Source organism: Vibrio iocasae (genome assembly GCF_042245395.1).
In the GTDB taxonomy this organism is placed as follows: domain Bacteria; phylum Pseudomonadota; class Gammaproteobacteria; order Enterobacterales; family Vibrionaceae; genus Vibrio; species Vibrio iocasae.
Window position 1 is genome coordinate 2,757,177 of the sequence record NZ_CP145311.1, and the last position, 21,231, is coordinate 2,778,407.

A 21,231-nucleotide genomic window follows, 5' to 3' on the forward strand; every position below is an offset into this window, starting at 1 on the left:
TCACCTATTACTTTCTAATTGTTATTACATTATTTGAGATGGACGAAACAACACCAGAGATGCTCGAATGTATTCTTGCACTCATACTGCCTTTAGGGATCTCTCCGATGCACTGTCCCTTTTCTACGCAATCGCCAACATTAACGATGCAGCTCGCAGGAGCTCCAATGTGTTGAGATAAAGGAATAGAAACCTGATCTGGAACGATCTCCCCTCCAAAAGATGTGCTTACATCGTACTTGGCGAGATCAAGCCGCTGAATAAGACGTTGCGTTGGGATTCGACGACTTTCTCTGAATGTGTGAGCTTCTTGTGGTTCTCCCGTGGTCTCTAAACGAATACCACCTTCTCTTAATTTCATTTTGATTTGTGCATTTAGCTCACGTGGTGAAAGCCCCATAGGGCAAGCAAACTTTTCACACACACCACACTCTGAACAAAGCAATGCTTTATGTGCTTCTTTGTTGTCCAGAACATCTTCTGCCCCAATTCTCGTCAGTTTATGCGGTTGTATGTCGTGACCTAATAAGAAACGTGGGCAAAGTTCAGTACATAATGTGCATTGGCAACACATGGAAGTGGTCAATTTACTCACCTGTCGTTCAGGCATGATTTTCCTGGCCACAACCGTATGCTCCGGAGGAAGTACCAAAATACCACTGGTGGTTTTAGTGATCGGACTGTTTACATCTGCCAGCACTCGTCCCATCATTGGGCCGCCATCAACGACGACATAATCATCGATAGTCGCCCCACCGGCATATTCGATAACTTCTGCTGCAGTTGTACCTACAGATGCACGAACGACCATAGGTGTTTTAACCGCACCAAAGACGGTAAGGTAACGATCAGTGACAGGTATATTGTTCAGTGCTAAACCAATGTTGTAGAAGGTCTCTACATTGCTAACGACAGCACCGACATGAAGTGGTAACCCCCCTTGAGGAATTGTTCTACCCAAAACTTCATGAACTAATACGTGTTCGTCGCCTATAGGGTAAAAGTTCTCTAGCTCGAATATTTCAATCCGCGAGTCACCAAACTCTTCAACAACTGTTCTTAAAGATTTCAACGCAGCCTTATGCTTTGCTTTCAAGCATACAACGCCACGACTCGCTTCAGTGGCTTTCATCATAGTGACAACGCCTTGTAGCATCTCTTTTCCTGCAGTTTCTATCAGGTAAGGGTCACTCATAAGAAGTGGTTCACAAGAAGCGCCGTTTACTAAAATCGTATCAACCTTAGTATCAGCCTTTATATGAGTGGGTAACCCAGCACCGCCACCGCCAACAATGCCAGCATTTTTTATAATTTTAATTACTTCTTCTTTAATCATGCCCATTTCTCTCAATACTTGAGTAGTACCTATAACTGTTGATGTGGAGGTAACTACCCCTTGCAGATGCACTAAGTAGCTGACCAAAAGGAATTGCAATGCCAACTGACGTTGTATTTAATTCGCGAACTGGTTTAAAAGGCCCTTCTTCCGATATTTTTTGGAAAATATTTCTTAATGAATTGCGGTCAGCTTCTGATAAATACCTAAGTTACTCTTATATTTAATACCATTCTAAGATAATTTTAAGCACTTGATATTACCGATAGAGAATTATCTCCAACAACAATTCAAACCAAGGTTTTCAATAACAGACAAATGAAACTTATAAATAACATTTTATTCACATAATGTAATTTATTGTCTTTGTGTATTTATATTTATCAGATTAAGGAAATAATTTATCTGATTAAGGCAATAATTTATCTATATCGTATATCTGCGTTATTTTTAATAAGTCTGGATGTGGAGATGGAATTACAACGGAGCTATATACTTTCGCTCCCATATTTTCAACGGCATTAACCCCAGCTTCTACAGCAGCTATACAAGCTGAAACATCACCTTTTACAAGAACTGAAATATAACCAGAAGCAACGTTTTCATATCCAACAAGCTCGACACCTGCTGCTTTAATCATTGCGTCTGCTGCTTCCAAAATATAAACAATGCCAAATGTCTCTATGAATCCCATAGCAACAGGGCTGTCACCTGATTCATCTTGTGGCCCCTCTACAGGTAAACCATGAACAGAAACAATATCTCCAATAGCGTGTATTGGACGAGGCATAGAGTTATAAGCAGTTAATTCTCCAATACTTTTTGCAGCTTCTGCACCCGCATCTACTGACGACGTCACAGCAGCCACATCACCTTTAACCATAATGGCAACCAGTGTTGAGCCGATATTTTCATAAGCGACAAGCTTTACATTTGCTGCTTTGAGCATGGCATCTGCACCGTAGATAGCAGGAACCATTCCCAATGTCTCAATGAGACCTAAAGCTTCTTCGCCCTGATATCGAATGAATTCTCCCATTTTTACTACACCTCAGTTTAATCATTAATTGTTTTGTTAAATGAGTTAGCTCCAAGTACAACATCCTAATGTTCCCCTTAAGGGGAAGGTCAATGTTGTTTCTAACATGGGATTTAAATAATTTGAACTTACTCAAATTACGACTACCTATAATTAAGTACATCACCAAAACTAAACACTAAAATACTCTTTAGTTAGGAATGATTATCAATAAAATTAATTAAATTACCTCCAAGAACTAATTACAACACTAAGATCACTTTTTTATTCATCCAATCAATAGTCATAGTGATAAATATCACAAACAAAAAAACTATCAATTAACATCCTCTAAAATAGGTATATCTTCGCAGCTGTTAATATTATAGATTGCTCCAAAACATCATATTGTATTTTCGAAACTGTCAGACACAGCTTATCTGTTAAAATAAAGTAACAACTTTGTTAAATTACAACAAAAGAAAAAGTTGACGACTAGTTTTATATTAATAATAAAAACATCTTAAATTATGGAGAATATTCAGACGTTCATGTCTACAGCCACAAATTAATACACCAATAACGTATCTATAAAAAAGGGCATTTAACACATGGAAAAAGCAACATTGTTAGATAGTGCTATTAACGTTCCCAATTCCGATAGCGCAGAAAAAAAACTACGGCGTGACTTCCGTCAAAAAGGTATTTCTACCGCTCTGTTTTCAGGGCTCTCATACGGGTTTTATACCGCCTTCATGACCCTAGCGATGTCTATGGGTATCTGGAGTGTTTGGTACGGAGAAGGGTCTGGCCTTTCTATATTTGCAACAACTTATCTTCTTGCTGCTATTGGCGCTGCTTTGACTGACTCATCCAGTGCAATATGGGCTCTGGGTATCGCGGGCGTGCGTGGTCGTCTAGGCGACTTTACTCGTTCAATAAGAACTAAACCCGGAGCGATAATGATAGCATCCGCTATTATCGGTGGTCCTCTAGCTAGTACAGCTTACGTTGTCGGTTTGCAGATGGCTGGATCAATCGTTGTACCTATCAGCGCTCTGTGTCCTGCAATTGGCGCCATTTTAGCTCGAGTTCTTTTCAAGCAGGAACTAAACGCACGCATGATGCTAGGTATCGCAATTTGCTTCTTTGCTAGTGTTCTTATTGGCGGCACTGCGGGTCTAGATGCTGATGCGTCTCCTACCGTAATGTTAGGTATCTTCTTTGGCTTCCTTGCAGCTCTATTCTGGGGTATTGAAGGTTGTGTCGCGGGTTACGGCACATCAATGATTGACCCAGAAATCGGCATCACAATACGTCAGGTTACTTCAGGGCTAACTAACCTAATTCTTCTTGTTCCTATATTCGGCCTTATTGCTGGCGAAAGCGGAACAGCGATGATATTCGAAGCATTATCTGACTCTCAGTCAATGCCGTATTTCATTATTGCGGGCCTAGCAGCATATGGCGCGTTCATGTTCTGGTATAAAGGTAACGCTATGTGTGGCGCACCTCTGGGCATGGCATGTAACGGTACATTCTCTTTCTGGGGACCTCTATGTTGTTGGGTAGTCCTGGGCATAGTCTTTGGCATTGCTGGCTGGACAATGGCGCCAATCGCGTGGATTGCAGCGGTAATCATGGTATTTGGTATTTTCGTAATTGCTATGAACCCAATGGACTTATTCAAGAAGGATAATAACAAATGAAACCATTAAACTATGCGATATTAAAATATTTCACCACTGTTGAAAAAGCTAGCACAATTGAAGTAATGGAAACGCTTAGTCCAATATACGGTTCATTTAAAGCTTTTACGAAAAATTCTATTTTGGAAGCTCTAATGACAGCAGAGGCTAACGGTTTGCTGGAAAGTGCTGGGAGCACAATGTCAGACGACAATGAATTGATTTTGTATTTTAGAGCACATGAAGAAGGTGCCGCTACGATAAATCGCTATATCGCTGATTAAGAAACAATCTGAGAGTGTCTCACGACACTCTCAGATTTTTATAATAACTAACAATTTGGAGAATCTATTTTGAACAAATATTCAATTAGCGATGTAAGCAAATTGTGTAATATCTCCACTAAAGCCCTTCGTTATTATGACAAGATCGGCCTAATCAAGCCTAAACGATTAAACTCTAACAACTATCGTTATTATACTGACGATAGTTTATTTCTTATTCCCATCATAAAATATTATAAACAGATGGGATTTACACTTGAGGAAATGAACCCACTCATCTCTTGCCGAGACTGTAATATCGACAATGTCATGCAAGAGGTTTTCAAGCGAAAAATGTCTGAACTCTTTGAAGAGCAGAAAGGGCTTGAAATGAGGTACAGCTCTGTAAATGACTGGTATAACTTGATTTTAGAGGCTAAAAGCGTTCAAGAAAATCAAAACACTGACGTCTCCGTACAGTTTTTCTCAGGTGATGAATATCTGTATTTGAAGCAGAGTTTTGATGAAAACATGCGAGCTTCAGTCGTTAATATTGAGTTTACAGAATATGTCGAAAAGATGGAGACAAATATTGTCGGCCCTGTGATACTGCAATTTAAATCCCATCATGAACGCATTACTGGTGACGCAGAGGAAGTCTGTATTTTACAAAAGACAGCGGCACAATGTTCATCAGAAAAAACTATTTTCATAGGTGCCCAGCCTATGGCCAGGTGTTATCACATTGGTAACCACTCAACTATCAAAGAGACCTATGAAAAAATTGAATCATGGGCAAAAGTAAATGGTTATTCGTTAGAAGATGAATGCTATGAGCGATATGTAATTGATTATTGGACAACTAAAGACAGCGACAAATACGTAACTGAAATAATGATTCCAGCGACAAGAATTGTTTCCTCTTAAATAATCTGACATACGTATCATTCTGTGAAGAATATTATTGACCTTCCTCTTAAGAGAAAGGGTAACCTTCTTATGAAAGCCCAATAAGCATAAGTCTTAAACGGAACATTTATTTTAACGCATAATAATTAATGAGGCGTAGATAATGGTAGATAAAGATCTATTATCAATTCAAGAAGCGAGAGCCTTAGTTCACTCTGCTCGCTCCGCTCAAAATGAATTTGCTCTACTAAGCCAAGAGCGTGTAGATAGTATTATTAAAGCCATTGCTGAAGCAGCGACTAAAAAAGCGAACGAACTCGCTCAACTGGCTGTTGAGGAAACCGGGTTTGGTAAGGTAGAAGATAAAACCACTAAAAACTTGTTGGCGAGTGAAAAACTCTACGATGCCATCAAAGATATGAAAACTATCGGGGTTATCAACAACGATATCTCTAAGAAAATCATTGAAATCGCTGTCCCTACCGGGGTTATCGCAGGCATTGTGCCTTCAACCAACCCAACCTCGACAACGATTTACAAATCCCTGATTTCCCTCAAATCAGGCAATGCCATCGTATTTACCCCACACCCTAGCGCCAGTCAGTGTATCGGGAAAACCGTTGAACTTATCCGTGACACACTCCGTTCTTGTGGTGTCAGTGAAGACATGGTGAGTGTCATGACTATCCCTACCATTGAAGGCAGTGGCGAGCTAATGCGCAAGGTTGACCTGATTCTGGCAACCGGTGGCCCGGGCATGGTGAAAGCGGCTTATAGCTCAGGCACTCCAGCACTTGGTGTGGGCGCGGGTAATGTGCCGGTTTATATCGAACGTACCGCCGACATCCATGACGCTGTCACCAAAATCATGGCAAGTAAAACCTTTGATAACGGCACTATCTGTGCGTCTGAGCAAGCGATTATTACCGACAAGGTGATTGACGCTCAGGTAAAAGCCACACTGAAAGCGCAAGGTGGTTACTTCCTTCAAAGTGCAGAGCTTGAGTGCGTAAAACGAGTGATGGAACGCCCTAACGGTTCAATGAACCCGGCTATCGTGGGCAGAGACGCGAAGTACATTGCGGATTTAGCTGGCATTACCGTGCCATCGGATACCCGTCTTCTTATCGGTGAAGAGTCTGGTGTTGGACCGGCTTATCCATTCTCGAAAGAAAAGCTGACCGCATTAATCGGATACTACACAGTAGAAGACTGGAATGAAGCGTGTGAGCTGTCGATTAAGCTGCTTCATAACGGAGGTGTTGGTCACTCTTTAGCGATTCATTCGAAGGATGAGTCTGTTATCTGTGCGTTTGGCCTGAAAAAGCCGGTTTCACGTATGTTGGTGAACACACCTTCAACGCACGGAGCGGTTGGCTTATCCACTAACCTCTTCCCATCCTTTACTTTGGGCTGTGGTGCAGTAGGCGGAAGCTCTACTTCCGACAACGTCACCCCAGAACACCTGATAGATATTCGACGTGTGGCTTATGATACGGAGGAACTGTCTTATAGTAACAATGCACCCAATAATGACACTAGCGTAGCATCTTCAGAAGGGTCCGTAGATGTGGAAATGATCACTAAAATGATCATTAGCGAACTTAAAAAAATGTCTTAATATCAATTAATTAAATAAGCGAGAAATAAAATGTCTTTGAATGCACTCGGAATGGTTGAAACTAAAGGTTTAGTTGGCGCGATTGAAGCTGCAGATGCAATGGTAAAAGCTGCAAACGTTGAACTAGTTGGTCGTGAGCAAGTTGGTAGCGGTCTGGTTACTGTAATGGTTCGTGGTGATGTTGGCGCGGTAAAAGCAGCAACAGATGCTGGTGCTATCGCGGCTAAAAACGTAGGCGAACTTGTGAGTATTCATGTAATCCCTCGCCCACACAGCGAAGTAGAGTCAATTCTGCCTAAAGCTTAATTTTTTTGATAATAGCTGCGCTTAGGGTGTCAGTACTATTATTAGGGAATTTGCTAATCAAATTGAAGGAGGCCTTGAGCCTCTTTCTTTTTCTTTATTTAACCTGAAATTCTTTAGAATCACTCACTAGAAAGCGTAATAAGCATAATCACCCAACGCCTATATTTGCTTGAACTATAAGCACTTAACCGCTGAGTGCTTGGTTGATAAGGTGAGTTGGTATACAATATTCGTCTATCCAGCGTCCCCATAGTTCAACTGGATAGAACAGTCGCCTCCTAAGCGATCGATCCAGGTTCGAGTCCTGGTGGGGACGCCATTTCACTCAGTGCATTTCATCAGTAATTTATTTTCTTTTTTCCATTTCTTCTGCGAATGTCTTAGTATTAAGTATTAATAGATTTGTCATTTTCGTAAGACGTATGGCTCGAAGCAATTTAGTAACTAATACCGGACACCGCTTTATTTCCAAGGGAAAGACTGCGTTCAAACTTCATATCCACACTCCTGACGATACCATTTTGCACCGTTCAGTGGGATTTGTTCGCCTTGGCGAAGAAGAAGCCTTAAAGAAAGCAATCAAACTGCGCAACGACCTTGGTGCTGAGTTATGGGGCAAACATTGGTCCAAAGTGCTTAAAGACCCTTACCTGATGACCAGACTACCCCATAATCTCGAACCTAAGATTATCTATAAAGCGAGAAAGAAGAACGCGGAAGGAGACAACCGTGAACCTTATTACATAGCGAAATGGATTGAGTATACTGAAGAAGGTGAACACAAGTATCGGAGCAAGCTATGCTCGATCAAAAAACACGGAAAGCTTGCTGCCTATTCAATGACAAAACGAGCGCTGTTAGAAGCTCACAAGGACAACATTCCAATATTGTTGTTTATGGGTAGGCTTAACAGCATTGATTTGAAGTAGTCAGATTCAAAAACAAGCCCAATAGAGCTTGTTTGATTTAGCTGAATGGGTATGGTGGAACAAACATACAAGGGCAAGGATGCCCTTGTTTAAGCGCACAGGATGTCTTGAGCGGTTTGTGGAACCATACCCATTTGGGTAAATAGCTGTTTACTGAGCGTTAGCTTCACGCTCTGCAATAAACTCTAGTGCCATCTTAATACGAGCAACAACGCGCTCCTGACCAATTAGCTGCATAACTGCATCTACAGAAGGAGACTGACCGCCGCCAGTTACAGCGACACGCAGAGGCATACCGATTTTACCCATACCGATTTCCAGCTCTTCACACACTTCTTTGATTACGTTGTGAAGGTTTTCGGTTGTCCAGTCAGTCAGAGCTTCTACTTTAGAAAGAGCAAGCTCTAGTGGGCCTTTCGCTACACCACGTAGGTGTTTTTTCGCAGCACCAGCTTCAAATTCTGAAAAATCTTCATAGAAGTAGCGAGACTGCTGAGCCAGTTCAACAAGCGTATTACAGCGTTCACCCACCAGCTTGATTACCTCAGTAATCGCAGGGCCGTTCTCTTTGTTAATTTCCTGCGCATCAAGGTGCCACTGAAGATGTTCAGCAACGTACTCAGGCTCAGAAGTTTTGATGTAGTGGTTGTTCAACCATAACAGTTTGTCAGTATTGAATGCAGACGCTGATTTGCTGATTGCATCCAGGCTAAACAGGTTGATCATCTCTTCCTGAGAGAAGATTTCCTGATCACCATGAGACCAGCCCAGACGAACAAGATAGTTGTTCAAAGCATTTGGCAGGTAACCTTCGTCACGGTACTGCATAACAGAAACTGCACCATGACGCTTAGAAAGCTTGGCACCATCATCACCCAAAATCATTGCACAGTGAGCGAAAGTTGGTACTGGTGCGCCTAGTGCTTCATAGATGTTAATCTGACGAGGTGTGTTGTTGATATGGTCTTCACCACGAACAACATGAGTAATGCCCATATCCCAGTCATCAACCACAACAACAAAGTTGTATGTTGGAGAACCGTCAGTACGACGGATGATCAGATCATCAAGTTGGTCGTTACCAATTTCGATACGACCACGAATTTGATCTTCAAATACGACACTACCCTCTTTAGGGTTACGGAAACGAACTACGCAAGGGTCACCGTCTTTTGCCGCTTCGTTAGCCGCAACAATTTTAGGATGGTTTGCATCGTAGCGAGGCATCTCTTTTGCGGCTTCCTGCTCAGCACGAATCTCGTCTAGCAGCTCTTTTGACGCATAACACTTGTACGCTTTATCTTCAGAAAGAAGCTTATCAACCATCTCGTTGTAACGATCAAAGCGCTTAGACTGGAAATACGGACCTTCATTCCACTCAAGACCCATCCACTGCATACCTTCAAGAATCGCGTCAACCGCTTCCTGAGAGTTACGTTCCAGGTCAGTATCTTCGATACGCAAAACGAACTCACCGCCCTGATGTTTAGCGAAAAGCCATGAATATAGTGCAGTACGTGCACCACCTACGTGAAGATAGCCTGTTGGGCTTGGAGCAAAACGAGTTTTAACCGTCATTAGTATTACCTTGGATATTTGTCGCAGACAAACTGCTAGGGATAAGGATAAAAGTGGCGGTATTTTACCACCCTAAGGTAAATCTACAACTTGCGTTTGGGTGACAACGATAATTTGGAGAAATTAGTCGCTTTTGACCTACCATGATCTTTTAGCTCACTATGTTCCAAATACTCATTTTTCTGTACGTTTCATCATTTAACGTTGACCTTGTCCCAGAGGTAAGGTTTATCTTTAACAAATACTGAAACCAGATGTTTGTAAGTTTGCGAGCCCGATATGAATCAATATCAAATACCTTTAAGTGGTCTTAACTGCGGTAAGTGCGTTAAAAAATTGGAAGATAAGCTCTCTACTTTAGAAGAGTTATCCATCGATAGCATTTCAAAACACGAAGTCACCCTAACGACAACTCAATCTGTTCCCGCGCTATTTGAGGCTATAGAGTCCCTTAAATATCTACCAGGGAATGTTGTCGACCTCGATCTTAAAGGTCTTGGGTGTGGCAAGTGTGTGAATAAAGTAAAAGGCGCATTCGAAGCAAACACTCATATCACCCACCTCGACGTTGGAAAAGAGCATCTGGCTGTAAAAGGTTTGATAACGGAACAAGAAGCTGCAGAAACAATCGAACAACTTGGTTATCACGCTGGTCACAAGGTTAAGCTTTCGCTTTCGGGTTTAAATTGTGGCAAATGTGTCGCTAAAGTGGAAAAAGCACTGGAGGAACTAGAGGGTCTCGTTCACTCCGAGGTAACCAAAACCTCACTTGAAGTGTTTAGCCCGTTAAACGAATCAGAAGTCATCACATTAATCGAGTCACTCGGCTTTCAGGCTGCTCCATATGTAGATAAGGTGACAGAACAAGCTTCTGAAACCCTGGAAGCAGATAAAGAAGCTGATACCAATGAGAAAGAAACAACTGACAAAAGCTCACCAGAGAAGCAAGCTATAGAAACCGACAAGACAGTAAACCTGATACTGGAAGGGATGACGTGTGCAAGTTGTGTTGCTTCGGTTGAAAAAGCCTGTCTCGCTTCAGACGGAGTAACCAAAGCACAAATCAACCTTGCTGAGCAGAGCGCTATCGTATCGCTTTCCTCAAACGATGAGAGTACGGTCAATAAACTGCTCACTTCTATCAGCAATGCAGGCTACAAAGCCAAAGTGATTGAAGACCCGCGAGATCAGCAACAAAAACTAGCCGAACAAAATCTACGAACTCAAAAGGAGCATAAACGCAACTCGATCGTTGCCTTAGCTATTGGTGCACCACTTATGCTTTGGGGTGTGCTAGGGGGAAGTATGATGATTCGCTCTACCGGAGATCAACTCGGTTGGGGCGTTGTAGGCATTATCTGTTTATTTATGCTGGCAACAGCGGGGCGTTCATTCTATTCCAGCGCGTGGCAATCCATTCAACATGGTAGAGCAACTATGGACACCTTGGTTGCTTTAGGCACTGGAGCCGCATGGCTATTCTCAACCATAATTGTTCTCGTACCCGACTGGTTTCCACCAGCATCTCGTCACGTTTACTACGAAGCAAGCGCCATGATCATCGGCCTTATCTCCCTTGGTCATTATATTGAAGCCAAAGCAAAGGCTAGAACTACAGAGTCCCTGCAGGCGCTTATTGGTCTTCAGCCTAAAACCGCAACACTCGTTCAGGATGGTTCAGAAACCATCATTGATATAGAGGCTGTACAACCAGGAATGAAACTCCGAATCAAACCGGGAGAAAAAGTACCTGTCGATGGAACGGTTCTTTCTGGCGAGTCTTATGTCGACGAAGGAATGCTAACCGGAGAACCTATCCCTAAACTGAAAGTCACAGGTGAAAATGTATCTGCCGGAACCATCAACAATGATGGTAGTTTGCTGATAGAAGCGCAGGGAGTCGGGAGTGACACCATGCTTGCAAGAATTATCCGATTGGTTCGCCAGGCTCAGAGCAGTAAACCAGCGATAGCAAAACTTGCAGACTCTATCTCCGCAGTCTTCGTTCCTGTTGTTGTCGGTATCGCTATAATAGCAGCGCTTGTTTGGTGGCAGTTTGGCCCTGAACCGAAAGCAAGTTATATGCTGATTGTTGCGACAACTGTACTTATCATTGCTTGCCCATGTGCGCTTGGTCTTGCTACCCCACTGTCTGTTACTGTGGGCGTTGGTAAGGCTGCCGAGCTCGGTATATTAATTCGCGATGCCGATGTTCTCCAAAGTGCCAGTAAAATAGATACTGTTGTCTTTGATAAAACAGGCACCCTCACCAAAGGAGAACCTGAAGTACTGGATATCACGACCACATCAACATTCAATCAAGACGACATACTCAAATATGCCTATGCGTTAGAAAACCATTCTGAGCACCCTCTCGCCAAAGCGATTTGTCATTACGCAGAATCAAGGGATATTTCCCTTGAAGAGGTTAACGAATTTAGTTCTCAACGAGGGAAAGGTGTTTCTGGCAAAATCTCAGGCATACAGGTTGAGATTAGCTCGGTAAACCATGTTCAGAGTTTAGGTAAAGAGATTCCGGCCTCACTACTGGATGTTTCCAAAACCAACGCCTGGACACCTGTTGTCGTAACTATCGAAGGCCGCGTGGCTGCTGTTATTGCCATTGCAGATGCTATCAAAGATGAATCTCATAGTGCGGTTAGTAAGTTGCAGACGCAAGGCATCGAAGTAGTGTTGCTCACCGGAGACAACAAATTAGTCGCAAACAAAATCGCGACTAATCTGGGTATCACCAATGTAATATCGGAAGTGCTTCCAGACGAAAAAGCCTCTCACATAAAAGCGCTTCAATCTCAGGGCAAGAAAGTTGCGATGGTTGGAGATGGCATCAATGATGCGCCAGCGCTTGCTCAGGCAGACATTGGCATTGCGATGGGCAGTGGTTCTGATGTCGCAATTGAAAGTGCTCAGATGACACTTCTCAACTCTTCACCGACTACGGTAGATAGCGCAATACAGCTATCACGTGCAACGGTTAAAAACATGAAACAGAATCTGTTTGGTGCCTTCATCTACAACACCATCGGTATACCCGTAGCCGCTGGAGTTCTCTATCCAGCATTTGGATTCTTACTCAATCCGGTTATCGGTGGTGCTGCAATGGCGATGTCTTCAATTACAGTAGTGAGTAACGCAAACAGATTGAGGCTTTTTAAACTCAAGTAATTTTAAGTAAGGTACCGCTGAAGAACTTAATTTATTATGTCATCTATTCAAAATGCTTTAATTTATAGAGAAGACATACAATTAAGGATGAGCATGGTTACCAAAATTACTTCTTACCTGACCTTTATGATGGTCGCTCTCTCTGGCTTTGCTCAGGGAGAGCCGCTTCACTGGAAAGCAACAAAGGGTGACAAAGAACTCGTCATTCTAGGCTCAGTGCATATGGGGAAAAAGGAGATGTACCCACTCCCCGAAACGATTCTTCAATCACTTCAATCCAGTGATGCATTGATCCTGGAGGCAGACCTGAACTCTGCTTCGGTTTCTCTTCCAAAATCAAACGAGCTCACCTCCGATTATCTCTCCGAAAAACAAAAGGCAGAGCTTCAAAAAATCAGTGCCGAAGTAGGCATCAGTGAAGCTTTCCTGCTCAGTCAGTCCCCCTGGCGAACTGCGCTGATTTTGCAACTCGCTTACTACTCAACTCTTGGCTATCAGGAAGAGCTGGGCATTGATAATTACTTAGCGAACAAAGCGCGACAAAACACTATACCGATTAAAGGACTGGAGACGGTTGGGTATCAGCTATCGTTGTTTTCAGACTCTGCCGAAGTCGGTAGAGACCTGTTAGACGATATTATTAACGAATGGGAAAAAAACAAAAAAATAAGCGAATGCCTGATTGATGATTGGATTTCTGGTGACGAAGACAAACTGGAATCACTCATGTATGAAACATCCAATAGTGAAGAGATTATTGATTTGCTCATCTACAACCGCAACAGAAACTGGGCAGAAAAACTGGATGATTCGAGCTTTATTTCCAAAGACGGCCGCTATTTAGTTGTGGTAGGAGCGCTGCACCTTGTCGGAAAAGACAACCTGATTTCGCTTCTGAAGAATAGAGGCTTCCAAATAGAACAACTCTCAAAATCGGTTAAGTCTGATTGCCATATAGATTAGTCAGATGGCTCCGATGATAAATGGTCGGTCTACCCGGCCATTTTTATTAGAAGGACATGTTACAAAGGTAATTTTTCCTTCTTCCCTATGTTAGCTTTGTCTGAGTCTACTGTTCCTGTTAGGATTTGAGGAAAGCTCAACAAAAAATAAAAGGAACAATAATGACCATCAAGATGTACGGCATCCCTAACTGCGATACCATAAAAAAAGCGAAAAAGTGGCTGCAAGATGCTGAGATAGATTTTGAATTTCACGACTATCGCAAGCAAGGTGTTGATCAGGCAATGGTCAAAGCATTTTGCGAGCAACTGGGTTGGGAACAAGTGCTGAACAAACGAGGCACAACATATCGCCAGCTCACTCAGGAACAAAAAGATACCCTGAACGAAGAAAACGCAATTGCACTGCTGGTTGAGTCACCGGCAATGATTAAGCGCCCTATACTTTCTGTAAATGACTCGCTTTATATTGGTTTTAAAGCAGATCAGTATGCATCTGTTTTTGGTAAGTAACATTTTCTCAATAGAGAACAACGAAAAAATTGAACAAGGATTACAAGGATGAGTGACAGCCCGGTACTGGCATTAGCAAAAGATTTAATTAGTCGTCAATCCATCACACCAGAAGACGCAGGTTGCCAGGATGTAATGATAGAGAGGCTGAAAGCACTAGGATTTGAAATAGAAGTGATGGTATTTGAAGATACCACTAACTTTTGGGCAAGACGTGGTACAGAATCACCACTGTTTGCCTTTGCTGGGCACACTGATGTCGTGCCAGCAGGTTCTCTTGACCAATGGCATACTCCACCGTTTGAACCAACGATTATTGATGGTCATCTTCATGGTCGTGGTGCTGCAGATATGAAGGGCTCGCTCGCTTGTATGATCGTAGCGGTTGAAAGGTTTATTGCCGAGAACCCAGACCATAAAGGCTCCATTGGTTTCCTCATCACATCTGACGAAGAAGGCCCGTTTATTAACGGTACGGTAAGAGTTGTAGAAACTCTGATGGAACGTGGTGAAAACATCGATATGTGTATCGTCGGTGAACCATCCAGTACCCACGAAACTGGCGATGTAATAAAAAATGGTCGTCGCGGCTCAATAACTGGTGATATCAAAGTTAAAGGTGTTCAGGGACATGTGGCCTACCCTCACCTGGCAAACAACCCCGTTCATCAGGCACTACCTGCTCTGGCAGAACTGGCTTCAACTAAGTGGGACGATGGTAACGACTACTTCCCGCCTACCAGCTTTCAGATACCAAACCTGCATGCGGGCACTGGTGCATCTAACGTAATTCCGGGAGAGTTTAACGTTCAGTTCAACATGCGTTTTAGTACTGAGCTGAATAACGATGAAATCGTTCGTCGCGTTCACTCAACTCTTGATTCTTACGGTCTGGATTATGAGCTTCAATGGACATTCAACGGTGACCCGTTCCTGACTGACCAGGGTGACCTGCTAGACGCGGTAGTTGAAGCAGTTGAAGAAATTAACCATAAAAAACCTGAGCTTCTGACAACCGGTGGTACATCCGATGGTCGATTTATTGCTCGTATGGGTGGACAGGTCATTGAGCTTGGTCCGGTGAACGCAACGATCCACAAAGTAAATGAGTGTGTGAACGTGGCAGATCTGGAAAAGCTGACCGATATGTACGAAAAAACACTGCATAAGCTTTTGTCCAAGTAGGTTTTACTCTATGACCTCAGAAGAACTCACCGGTCAGGCCTCAACACATCTGGTTGAAGTGGAGACACTTCACCAGACATTACTTGTACACAAAGACGTAGCCAGGAACATAAAAGCGCTTGTGGAGGCTGCAAGTGAAGCTGGTTTTCAACTTGAGGTAGCGAGTGGCTTCAGAGACTACTCGCGCCAGCAGCTGATCTGGAATCGAAAATATTCTGGAGATTTTCCAATCTTGGACAATGACAGCAAGCCATTGCTGACTGACATTCTGTCTGATGATGAGAAAGTTCTGTCCATCCTCAGGTGGTCAGCGCTACCAGGGGCGAGCAGGCATCACTGGGGAACCGATTTTGATGTCTATGCCGTAAACGAGCTGCCTGAAGATACAAAGCTACAACTGGAACCTTGGGAGTATCACTCAGGGCACCAGTCTCGCTTCTATTTATGGCTAAAGAGTAACCTCAATAAGTTTGGCTTTTTCTTCCCGTATGCAAAAGACATGGGTGGTGTTGCACCTGAACCATGGCATATTAGTCATATAGAAACATCAGGGAAAAGCTTGATTGACCTGTCTCCAAAGATTCTGGAGAAGGCACTATTAAGAGATCCTATTTTGGGTTTAGAAGCAGTCCGTACTAATTTGGATACTATATTTATCAACTATATTGTGAATATCTGTCAGGAGTAAATTATGGAGTTCCTAACTAATCCGTGGGTTATCACCATTATTGTATTGGCGGTCATCATAGGGAACATTGCTGCATTGAAATACACGGCAAAAATGAAGTTTGGTCCTACCAACCCGGAAACTGGCCGAAAAGAAAAAACGGCGCTAGATAGGTTAAACGAACTCGACAGAGCTGCTCACCCAGATAAACACAAAGATAAAGAAGATAAATAAGAAAAGGATGCGTAATGCATCCTTTTTCATTTTAGAGAGCAGATAGAGAGATTACTGGTTTTCTCTTTCTATCACTGCTGCCAGTACCGGTACAATTGAGATCAATACTTCCTCAGTAACAGGTTTACCTGAAGCATCCGAAATAGAGATAGATGTTCGGTTACCTAAATCACCCAGTGAGAAGTCATAGTTGTTTTTCTCATCTAAGCTGATTGGTTTCGCACCTACTGACTGCCAGAACTCATCATCAGGCTCATAGTACTTAGCCTTAATATGACCTTGTGAACGGTTACGCTCTTCCAGCTGGAAGCCGACTAGCGGTAGCAGTTCAACAGCTTGCTCCCAGAACACGTCATATGGCGCACGGGCAATAATCACTGGTAAGCCACTACGGTCAGTACCCATAGAAACATGGATAACCTTAACCAGCTCCTGAGCTTTCCTGAAGGCTTCTTCACGCAGAATCTGATCATATCTGGAAGTAACCAGGTTAGTCATAAACACGTTATAACGCTCTAGGTTAGTCGCACTGACCTCTTTCTGCTTACCATCTTCTCGCCAATCGATGAGTGAAATCTTAAAGCCATATCGATTGTTTGCCTCAAAACGGTCAATTGCATAACGAGCTTCGATAAGAGTGTCTTCATCTTCAGACTCCCAAGTCACCCATTCTGTCTCCATATGAGTGCCATCGTTTTCTCTAAGCTCGATGCCTCTTTCCTGAGTCATGTCCAACGCAGTTTGCCATACTTTATCGACTTCTTCTGAACGAATAAGCCACATGGTCACTTCGCCATCTACAATCTCTGTTCTTGCCCCGGGGATCAACTCAAGGATCTGCTGAGGTGGACGAATATCCACTGCTTTGCCGATTCCACCCTTGTAATCACCTTTAGGAATTTCAAAGTTCGGATAATAGTATGGCTGCGATCCTTCTGGCATTACCCAGGTATCAAGCGGCTCTGTTTCCAGATAGTCAAAATCATCTTTTGCCTGACGCCTTTCCTGTGGGCTGCCTGAACACGCACTTAAAACAAGAACAGCCAGAGAACTAGCCACTAGCTGATGAGAAAACTTCATCGGTACTCCTAACAAAAAATCGAGGCTATTAAGTTTTTAGCCTCGACAATATCTCGATTAATCCTGATGCAAACTAAGCCAGAACCATTTTTGGTTATAAAAGCCCTGCTTCTTCCAGCGCTCCAATGACCAATGGCTGTGCTTCATCTGACAACTCTGTCAGAGGTAAACGCAGGTGACCATCGTCAATCAAACCAATTTTATGTGCCGCCCACTTAACTGGGATAGGGCTTGATTCAACAAACAGGTTCTTATGTAAACCCTGCAGGCGAGCATCAATTTGAGCTGCCTCTTCGAAATCACCATTTAGTGCTAACTTCATCATTTTAGCCATATCAGCTACCGCAACGTTGTTAGTCACAGAAATAACTCCGCTACCACCCAAACGAACAAATTCAAGGCCCGTTCCATCATCACCACTTAGTAAGACGAAATCTTCGCCACAAAGTTCACGATGAATTGCAACTCTTTCTAAATCACCTGTCGCATCCTTAAGCGCAACAATGTTATCCAGCTTCGCAAGTCGTGCTACTGTTTCCGGCAGCATATCAACAGCTGTTCTTCCCGGAACGTTGTATAGGATGATTGGCACTTCACTGGCTTCTGAGATTGCCTTGTAGTGTAGATATAACCCTTCCTGAGTTGGCTTGTTGTAGTATGGCGTTACACTTAGAACACCATCGATACCAGAGTCATTCAATAAGCGGCTAAACGTTACTGCTTCGTGCGTTGCATTTGCACCCGTACCAGCAATAACTGATACACGACCAGCAGCATATTCAACAACTTTGTTTACTACTTTGACATGCTCTTCTACCGTCAGGGTTGCGGATTCTCCGGTTGTACCAACAGCAACAATACCGTCTGTACCAGCTTCTACATGGAAATCCACCAGCTTTTTAAGGCAATCAAAATCTACTTCGCCATCACTGTTAAATGGGGTTACCAGTGCAACTATACTTCCTGAAAACATGTCTATCTCCGTATTTTTTCGCATCCCTGCATAGTATGCATGAAACTCTGTAAACACAAGGGAATATAAGGCTTAGTACCAGACTAAATAATGATAAATTGATCTTTGCTCAACTAACTTCTGGCGACAAATTAAAAATTGGTTACTACTGGTGCAATTTCACTCAATTTAAACAGCATATTGATCAACACATTAAGTTACAGGGGCCTGAATAACTGTGCTAGTATGCAAGTAAAGATCATTGGTAAGAGTTATTATGTCTCAACATCTTGTGGTAACAGCTGTCGGCACTGACCGCCCCGGTATTGTGAACAAACTCGTTCACCTTGTAAGCCACCTTGGCTGCAATATTATCGATAGCCGAATTGCTCTGTTTGGTAACGAATTTACGCTTATTATGCTGATTAGTGGCAACAGTAATAGCATAACCAGAGTAGAAACATCATTACCTCTTCTTGGGCAGGAGCATGATCTAATAACCATCATGAAACGTACTTCACCTCATGAGGAAGTTAATAGCTCATACACGGTTGAAATATTTGTAGAGTCGGAGGACAGGCTTGGCCTGACCGAACAGTTCACTCAGTTTTTTGCAGACCGCAATATAGGTTTGGAATCGCTCAGCGCAAAAACAATAGAAAAAGAAAAACTCAACCTCACTTGTGACCAATTCCAGATATCAATGACAGCAGCCGTTGATGCGGAGTGTAACTTAATGCAACTTCAGGAAGAGTTTAACCAGCTTTGTGAAAAGCTCGGTGTTTCAGGCTCTCTGAATTTCATTAACACAAGTGCATAGTCAGCAATACATAGTCTGACATTCAAAAGGAAATAAAAATAATATGAATACACTTACAGCAGGCTCTCCTGCACCAGAGGTTTCCCTTCTGGATCAGGATGGCAACACGGTTACTTTATCTGACTACAAAGGTAAAAAAGTACTTTTCTATTTTTACCCTAAAGCGATGACTCCTGGGTGTACTGTTCAGGCAAAAGGCCTGAGAGACATCAAAGCAGAGCTGGAAGCCCACAATGTTGTGGTTTTTGGTGTCAGCATCGACCCTGTAAAGCGTTTAGGGAAATTTATCGAACGCGATGAGCTGAACTTCACTCTTCTTTCCGACGAAGATCATGCAATCGCTGATAAGTTCGGAGTTTGGGGTGAAAAGAAATTCATGGGAAAAATTTATGATGGTTTACATCGTATTAGCTTCCTGATTAACGAAGAGGGTGTGATTGAAAAAGTGTTTGATAAATTCAAAACTAAAACACACCACGAGGTTGTACTTGATTATCTGAATGGCGAGTAAACGCTAAAGATAAAAAGTGCAATTACCTATAATAAAAAATCCCCAGTCTTTGGACCGGGGATTTTTTGTTATTGAGCGTAGAGTAAGCAACGTTATGTATTTGACGCTAAGTCGTCTAACTCCTGACTGGTAATAGCATTCCAAACCGCTTTAACCAGTGTTGCCAGAGGTATGGCAAAAAACACGCCCCAGAATCCCCATAATCCACCAAACACCAGCACAGAAACGATGATCATAACTGGGTGCAGGTTAACCGCTTCAGAGAATAGAATCGGTACCAACACGTTACCGTCAAGCGCCTGAATTACACCATATGCCGCGATCAACCAATAAAACTGCGGAGTTACTCCCCATTGGAACAAACCAACTATTGCAACAGGTACAGTTACGGCTGCGGCACCAATATATGGAATCAACACAGACAAGCCCACAGCCACACCAAGCAAGACTGAGTATCTCAAATCAAGTAACGCAAAGGTGATATAACTGACACCACCGACGATCAGTATTTCTAATACCTTGCCACGAATATAGTTTGAGATCTGTTGGTTCATCTCTTTCCATACACGTGTCGCCAGTCTACGGTTTTGTGGTAGGAAGCTACTCATCATGTTGATCATCTCTTCTTTATCTTTCAGAAGGAAGAAGATAAGAAGAGGGACAAGGATAAGATAGACCGCCAAGGCAGCTAAGCTAACTAAGGAAGCCAGTGAACCTTTAACAACTGTCTCGCCCAGCGCCAACACTTTGTTTCTGGCATTCGCGAATACCGATTCAACCAGCTCAATATTCACTACTTCAGGATACTTTTCAGGTAAAACGGAAACAAATTCCTGCAGGCTGTTGTACATATTAGGAATATCGTTGACCAGGTTGCCAACCTGATGCCAAATTGTCGGAACCAACCCAAAAAACGCGACCAGCATGATCCCTATAAAGACAATAAGGACAATCATGACGCTTAAGGTTCTGGGAATATTAAATTGTTCTAACTTGTTTACTGGCCATTCAAGCAAGTAGGCCAGAACGATCGCTACTAGTAACGGCAACAGTAACTGACCGAAAAAATAGATAGTTATAAATCCAAACAACAGGATCATAACCAGACTGACGGCATGTGGGTCTGAAAAACGTCGCTTATACCAGCGATTCAGCATTTCTATCATCGAGCTAAATTCTCTTTCTTAATAATCGTTAAAGTTGAATGACTCAGTTTTTCTTCAACCTGCACTGAAAAGTCATTGTTGTCAAAGTAACGAATCATATCTTTCAACGAGCTTTTATCAGCGATATAAATAACAAATTCATTTTCACCAACACTCTTGCTATAACGCTTGGCCTTTAATAGCGCCATTGGACAGCCTTCTTCTCGCAAATCAAGAATATATGGTTCCATTCTTCTGTCCGTTGCTTATTATAGAGGGGTTATATTAAAGGTTTTTTGTAATCTTTTGGGGAAAATTCCCGTCTGAA

21 protein-coding genes, 1 tRNA gene and 1 pseudogene are annotated in these 21,231 nt (G+C 42.7%); 15 read left to right on the plus strand and 8 right to left on the minus strand.

Translation table 11 applies throughout. The annotated features are described in order from the left end of the window. Positions 1-7: 7 nt before the first annotated feature. The 3 genes and pseudogenes from SNR28_RS22420 to SNR28_RS22430 form a co-directional block, all read right to left on the minus strand. Complete coding sequence (locus SNR28_RS22420) at positions 8-1,336, minus strand: 4Fe-4S dicluster domain-containing protein (RefSeq protein WP_375751021.1); 1,329 nt, start codon at positions 1,334-1,336, stop codon at positions 8-10. Between the two features lie 409 nt (positions 1,337-1,745). Next, positions 1,746-2,030 carry a BMC domain-containing protein gene (locus SNR28_RS22425; protein WP_375754147.1) on the minus strand — a complete coding sequence of 95 codons (285 nt, stop codon included), beginning with the start codon at positions 2,028-2,030 and terminating at the stop codon, positions 1,746-1,748. Between the two features lie 51 nt (positions 2,031-2,081). Further along, positions 2,082-2,375, minus strand: a pseudogene (locus SNR28_RS22430) (BMC domain-containing protein); the annotation flags it as partial. A 590-nt stretch (positions 2,376-2,965) separates the two neighbouring features. Here SNR28_RS22430 and SNR28_RS22435 point away from each other — a divergent pair. The 7 genes from SNR28_RS22435 to SNR28_RS22465 all read left to right on the plus strand — a co-directional run bounded on the left by SNR28_RS22435 (position 2,966) and on the right by SNR28_RS22465 (position 8,070). Continuing rightward, positions 2,966-4,063, plus strand: a complete 1,098-nt coding sequence (locus tag SNR28_RS22435; protein WP_375751023.1) for a hypothetical protein — start codon at positions 2,966-2,968, stop codon at positions 4,061-4,063. Then, positions 4,060-4,326 carry a hypothetical protein gene (locus tag SNR28_RS22440; RefSeq protein ID WP_375751024.1) on the plus strand — a complete coding sequence of 89 codons (267 nt, stop codon included), beginning with the start codon at positions 4,060-4,062 and terminating at the stop codon, positions 4,324-4,326. Before SNR28_RS22435 ends, SNR28_RS22440 begins: the two co-directional genes overlap by 4 nt. 69 nt (positions 4,327-4,395) lie before the next feature. Then, positions 4,396-5,232, plus strand: coding sequence for a MerR family transcriptional regulator (locus tag SNR28_RS22445; RefSeq protein ID WP_375751026.1), 837 nt, complete (start codon positions 4,396-4,398; stop codon positions 5,230-5,232). A gap of 145 nt (positions 5,233-5,377) precedes the next feature. Next, positions 5,378-6,835 carry an acetaldehyde dehydrogenase (acetylating) gene (locus SNR28_RS22450; protein WP_375751027.1) on the plus strand — a complete coding sequence of 486 codons (1,458 nt, stop codon included), beginning with the start codon at positions 5,378-5,380 and terminating at the stop codon, positions 6,833-6,835. 30 nt (positions 6,836-6,865) lie between these two features. After that, on the plus strand, positions 6,866-7,141 hold the full coding sequence (locus SNR28_RS22455) for a BMC domain-containing protein (protein WP_375751029.1): 276 nt from the start codon (positions 6,866-6,868) through the stop codon (positions 7,139-7,141). 243 nt (positions 7,142-7,384) lie between these two features. Then, positions 7,385-7,460 (plus strand) — tRNA-Arg (locus SNR28_RS22460). Positions 7,461-7,563: 103 nt separating this feature from the next. Beyond that, positions 7,564-8,070: a Fe3+-citrate ABC transporter substrate-binding protein gene (locus SNR28_RS22465; RefSeq protein WP_375751030.1), complete on the plus strand. Its 507-nt coding sequence runs from the start codon at positions 7,564-7,566 to the stop codon at positions 8,068-8,070. A 150-nt stretch (positions 8,071-8,220) separates the two neighbouring features. On the opposite strand, the gene gltX is transcribed toward SNR28_RS22465, so the two are convergent. Beyond that, positions 8,221-9,648, minus strand: coding sequence for a glutamate--tRNA ligase (gltX, locus tag SNR28_RS22470; RefSeq protein WP_375751032.1), 1,428 nt, complete (start codon positions 9,646-9,648; stop codon positions 8,221-8,223). Between the two features lie 279 nt (positions 9,649-9,927). Between gltX and SNR28_RS22475 the strand changes: the two genes are divergently transcribed. The 6 genes from SNR28_RS22475 to SNR28_RS22500 all read left to right on the plus strand — a co-directional run bounded on the left by SNR28_RS22475 (position 9,928) and on the right by SNR28_RS22500 (position 16,395). Then, on the plus strand, positions 9,928-12,834 hold the full coding sequence (locus tag SNR28_RS22475) for a copper-translocating P-type ATPase (protein WP_375751033.1): 2,907 nt from the start codon (positions 9,928-9,930) through the stop codon (positions 12,832-12,834). A gap of 93 nt (positions 12,835-12,927) precedes the next feature. Beyond that, complete coding sequence (locus SNR28_RS22480) at positions 12,928-13,797, plus strand: TraB/GumN family protein (RefSeq protein WP_375751034.1); 870 nt, start codon at positions 12,928-12,930, stop codon at positions 13,795-13,797. 161 nt (positions 13,798-13,958) lie between these two features. Beyond that, entirely contained in the window at positions 13,959-14,309 is a 351-nt protein-coding gene (locus SNR28_RS22485; RefSeq protein WP_375751035.1) for an ArsC family reductase, read from the plus strand. 48 nt (positions 14,310-14,357) lie between these two features. Continuing rightward, positions 14,358-15,494 carry a succinyl-diaminopimelate desuccinylase gene (gene dapE / locus SNR28_RS22490; protein WP_375751036.1) on the plus strand — a complete coding sequence of 379 codons (1,137 nt, stop codon included), beginning with the start codon at positions 14,358-14,360 and terminating at the stop codon, positions 15,492-15,494. Between the two features lie 10 nt (positions 15,495-15,504). Beyond that, on the plus strand, positions 15,505-16,182 hold the full coding sequence (locus SNR28_RS22495; protein WP_375751037.1) for a M15 family metallopeptidase: 678 nt from the start codon (positions 15,505-15,507) through the stop codon (positions 16,180-16,182). Positions 16,183-16,185: 3 nt separating this feature from the next. After that, entirely contained in the window at positions 16,186-16,395 is a 210-nt protein-coding gene (locus tag SNR28_RS22500) for a DUF2897 family protein (protein ID WP_375751038.1), read from the plus strand. Positions 16,396-16,446: 51 nt separating this feature from the next. Here the strand turns inward: SNR28_RS22500 and bamC are convergent, their stop codons facing one another. Together bamC and dapA are read right to left on the minus strand one after the other, a co-directional pair. Next, entirely contained in the window at positions 16,447-17,475 is a 1,029-nt protein-coding gene (gene bamC / locus SNR28_RS22505) for an outer membrane protein assembly factor BamC (protein ID WP_375751039.1), read from the minus strand. A gap of 94 nt (positions 17,476-17,569) precedes the next feature. Then, positions 17,570-18,448, minus strand: coding sequence for a 4-hydroxy-tetrahydrodipicolinate synthase (gene dapA, locus SNR28_RS22510; RefSeq protein WP_375751041.1), 879 nt, complete (start codon positions 18,446-18,448; stop codon positions 17,570-17,572). Between the two features lie 256 nt (positions 18,449-18,704). Here dapA and SNR28_RS22515 point away from each other — a divergent pair, with 256 nt between their 5' ends. Beyond that, complete coding sequence (locus tag SNR28_RS22515) at positions 18,705-19,247, plus strand: glycine cleavage system protein R (RefSeq protein WP_375751043.1); 543 nt, start codon at positions 18,705-18,707, stop codon at positions 19,245-19,247. Between the two features lie 43 nt (positions 19,248-19,290). Continuing rightward, the gene (bcp, locus tag SNR28_RS22520) at positions 19,291-19,758 is read left to right on the plus strand and encodes a thioredoxin-dependent thiol peroxidase (RefSeq protein WP_375751044.1); all 468 of its coding nucleotides are present in this window, start codon (positions 19,291-19,293) and stop codon (positions 19,756-19,758) included. A gap of 92 nt (positions 19,759-19,850) precedes the next feature. Here bcp and SNR28_RS22525 read toward each other — a convergent pair whose 3' ends face one another. Beyond that, complete coding sequence (locus SNR28_RS22525; RefSeq protein ID WP_375751045.1) at positions 19,851-20,924, minus strand: AI-2E family transporter; 1,074 nt, start codon at positions 20,922-20,924, stop codon at positions 19,851-19,853. Continuing rightward, the gene (locus tag SNR28_RS22530; protein WP_375751046.1) at positions 20,921-21,154 is read right to left on the minus strand and encodes a sulfurtransferase TusA family protein; all 234 of its coding nucleotides are present in this window, start codon (positions 21,152-21,154) and stop codon (positions 20,921-20,923) included. Before SNR28_RS22530 ends, SNR28_RS22525 begins: the two co-directional genes overlap by 4 nt. Positions 21,155-21,231: the final 77 nt, after the last annotated feature.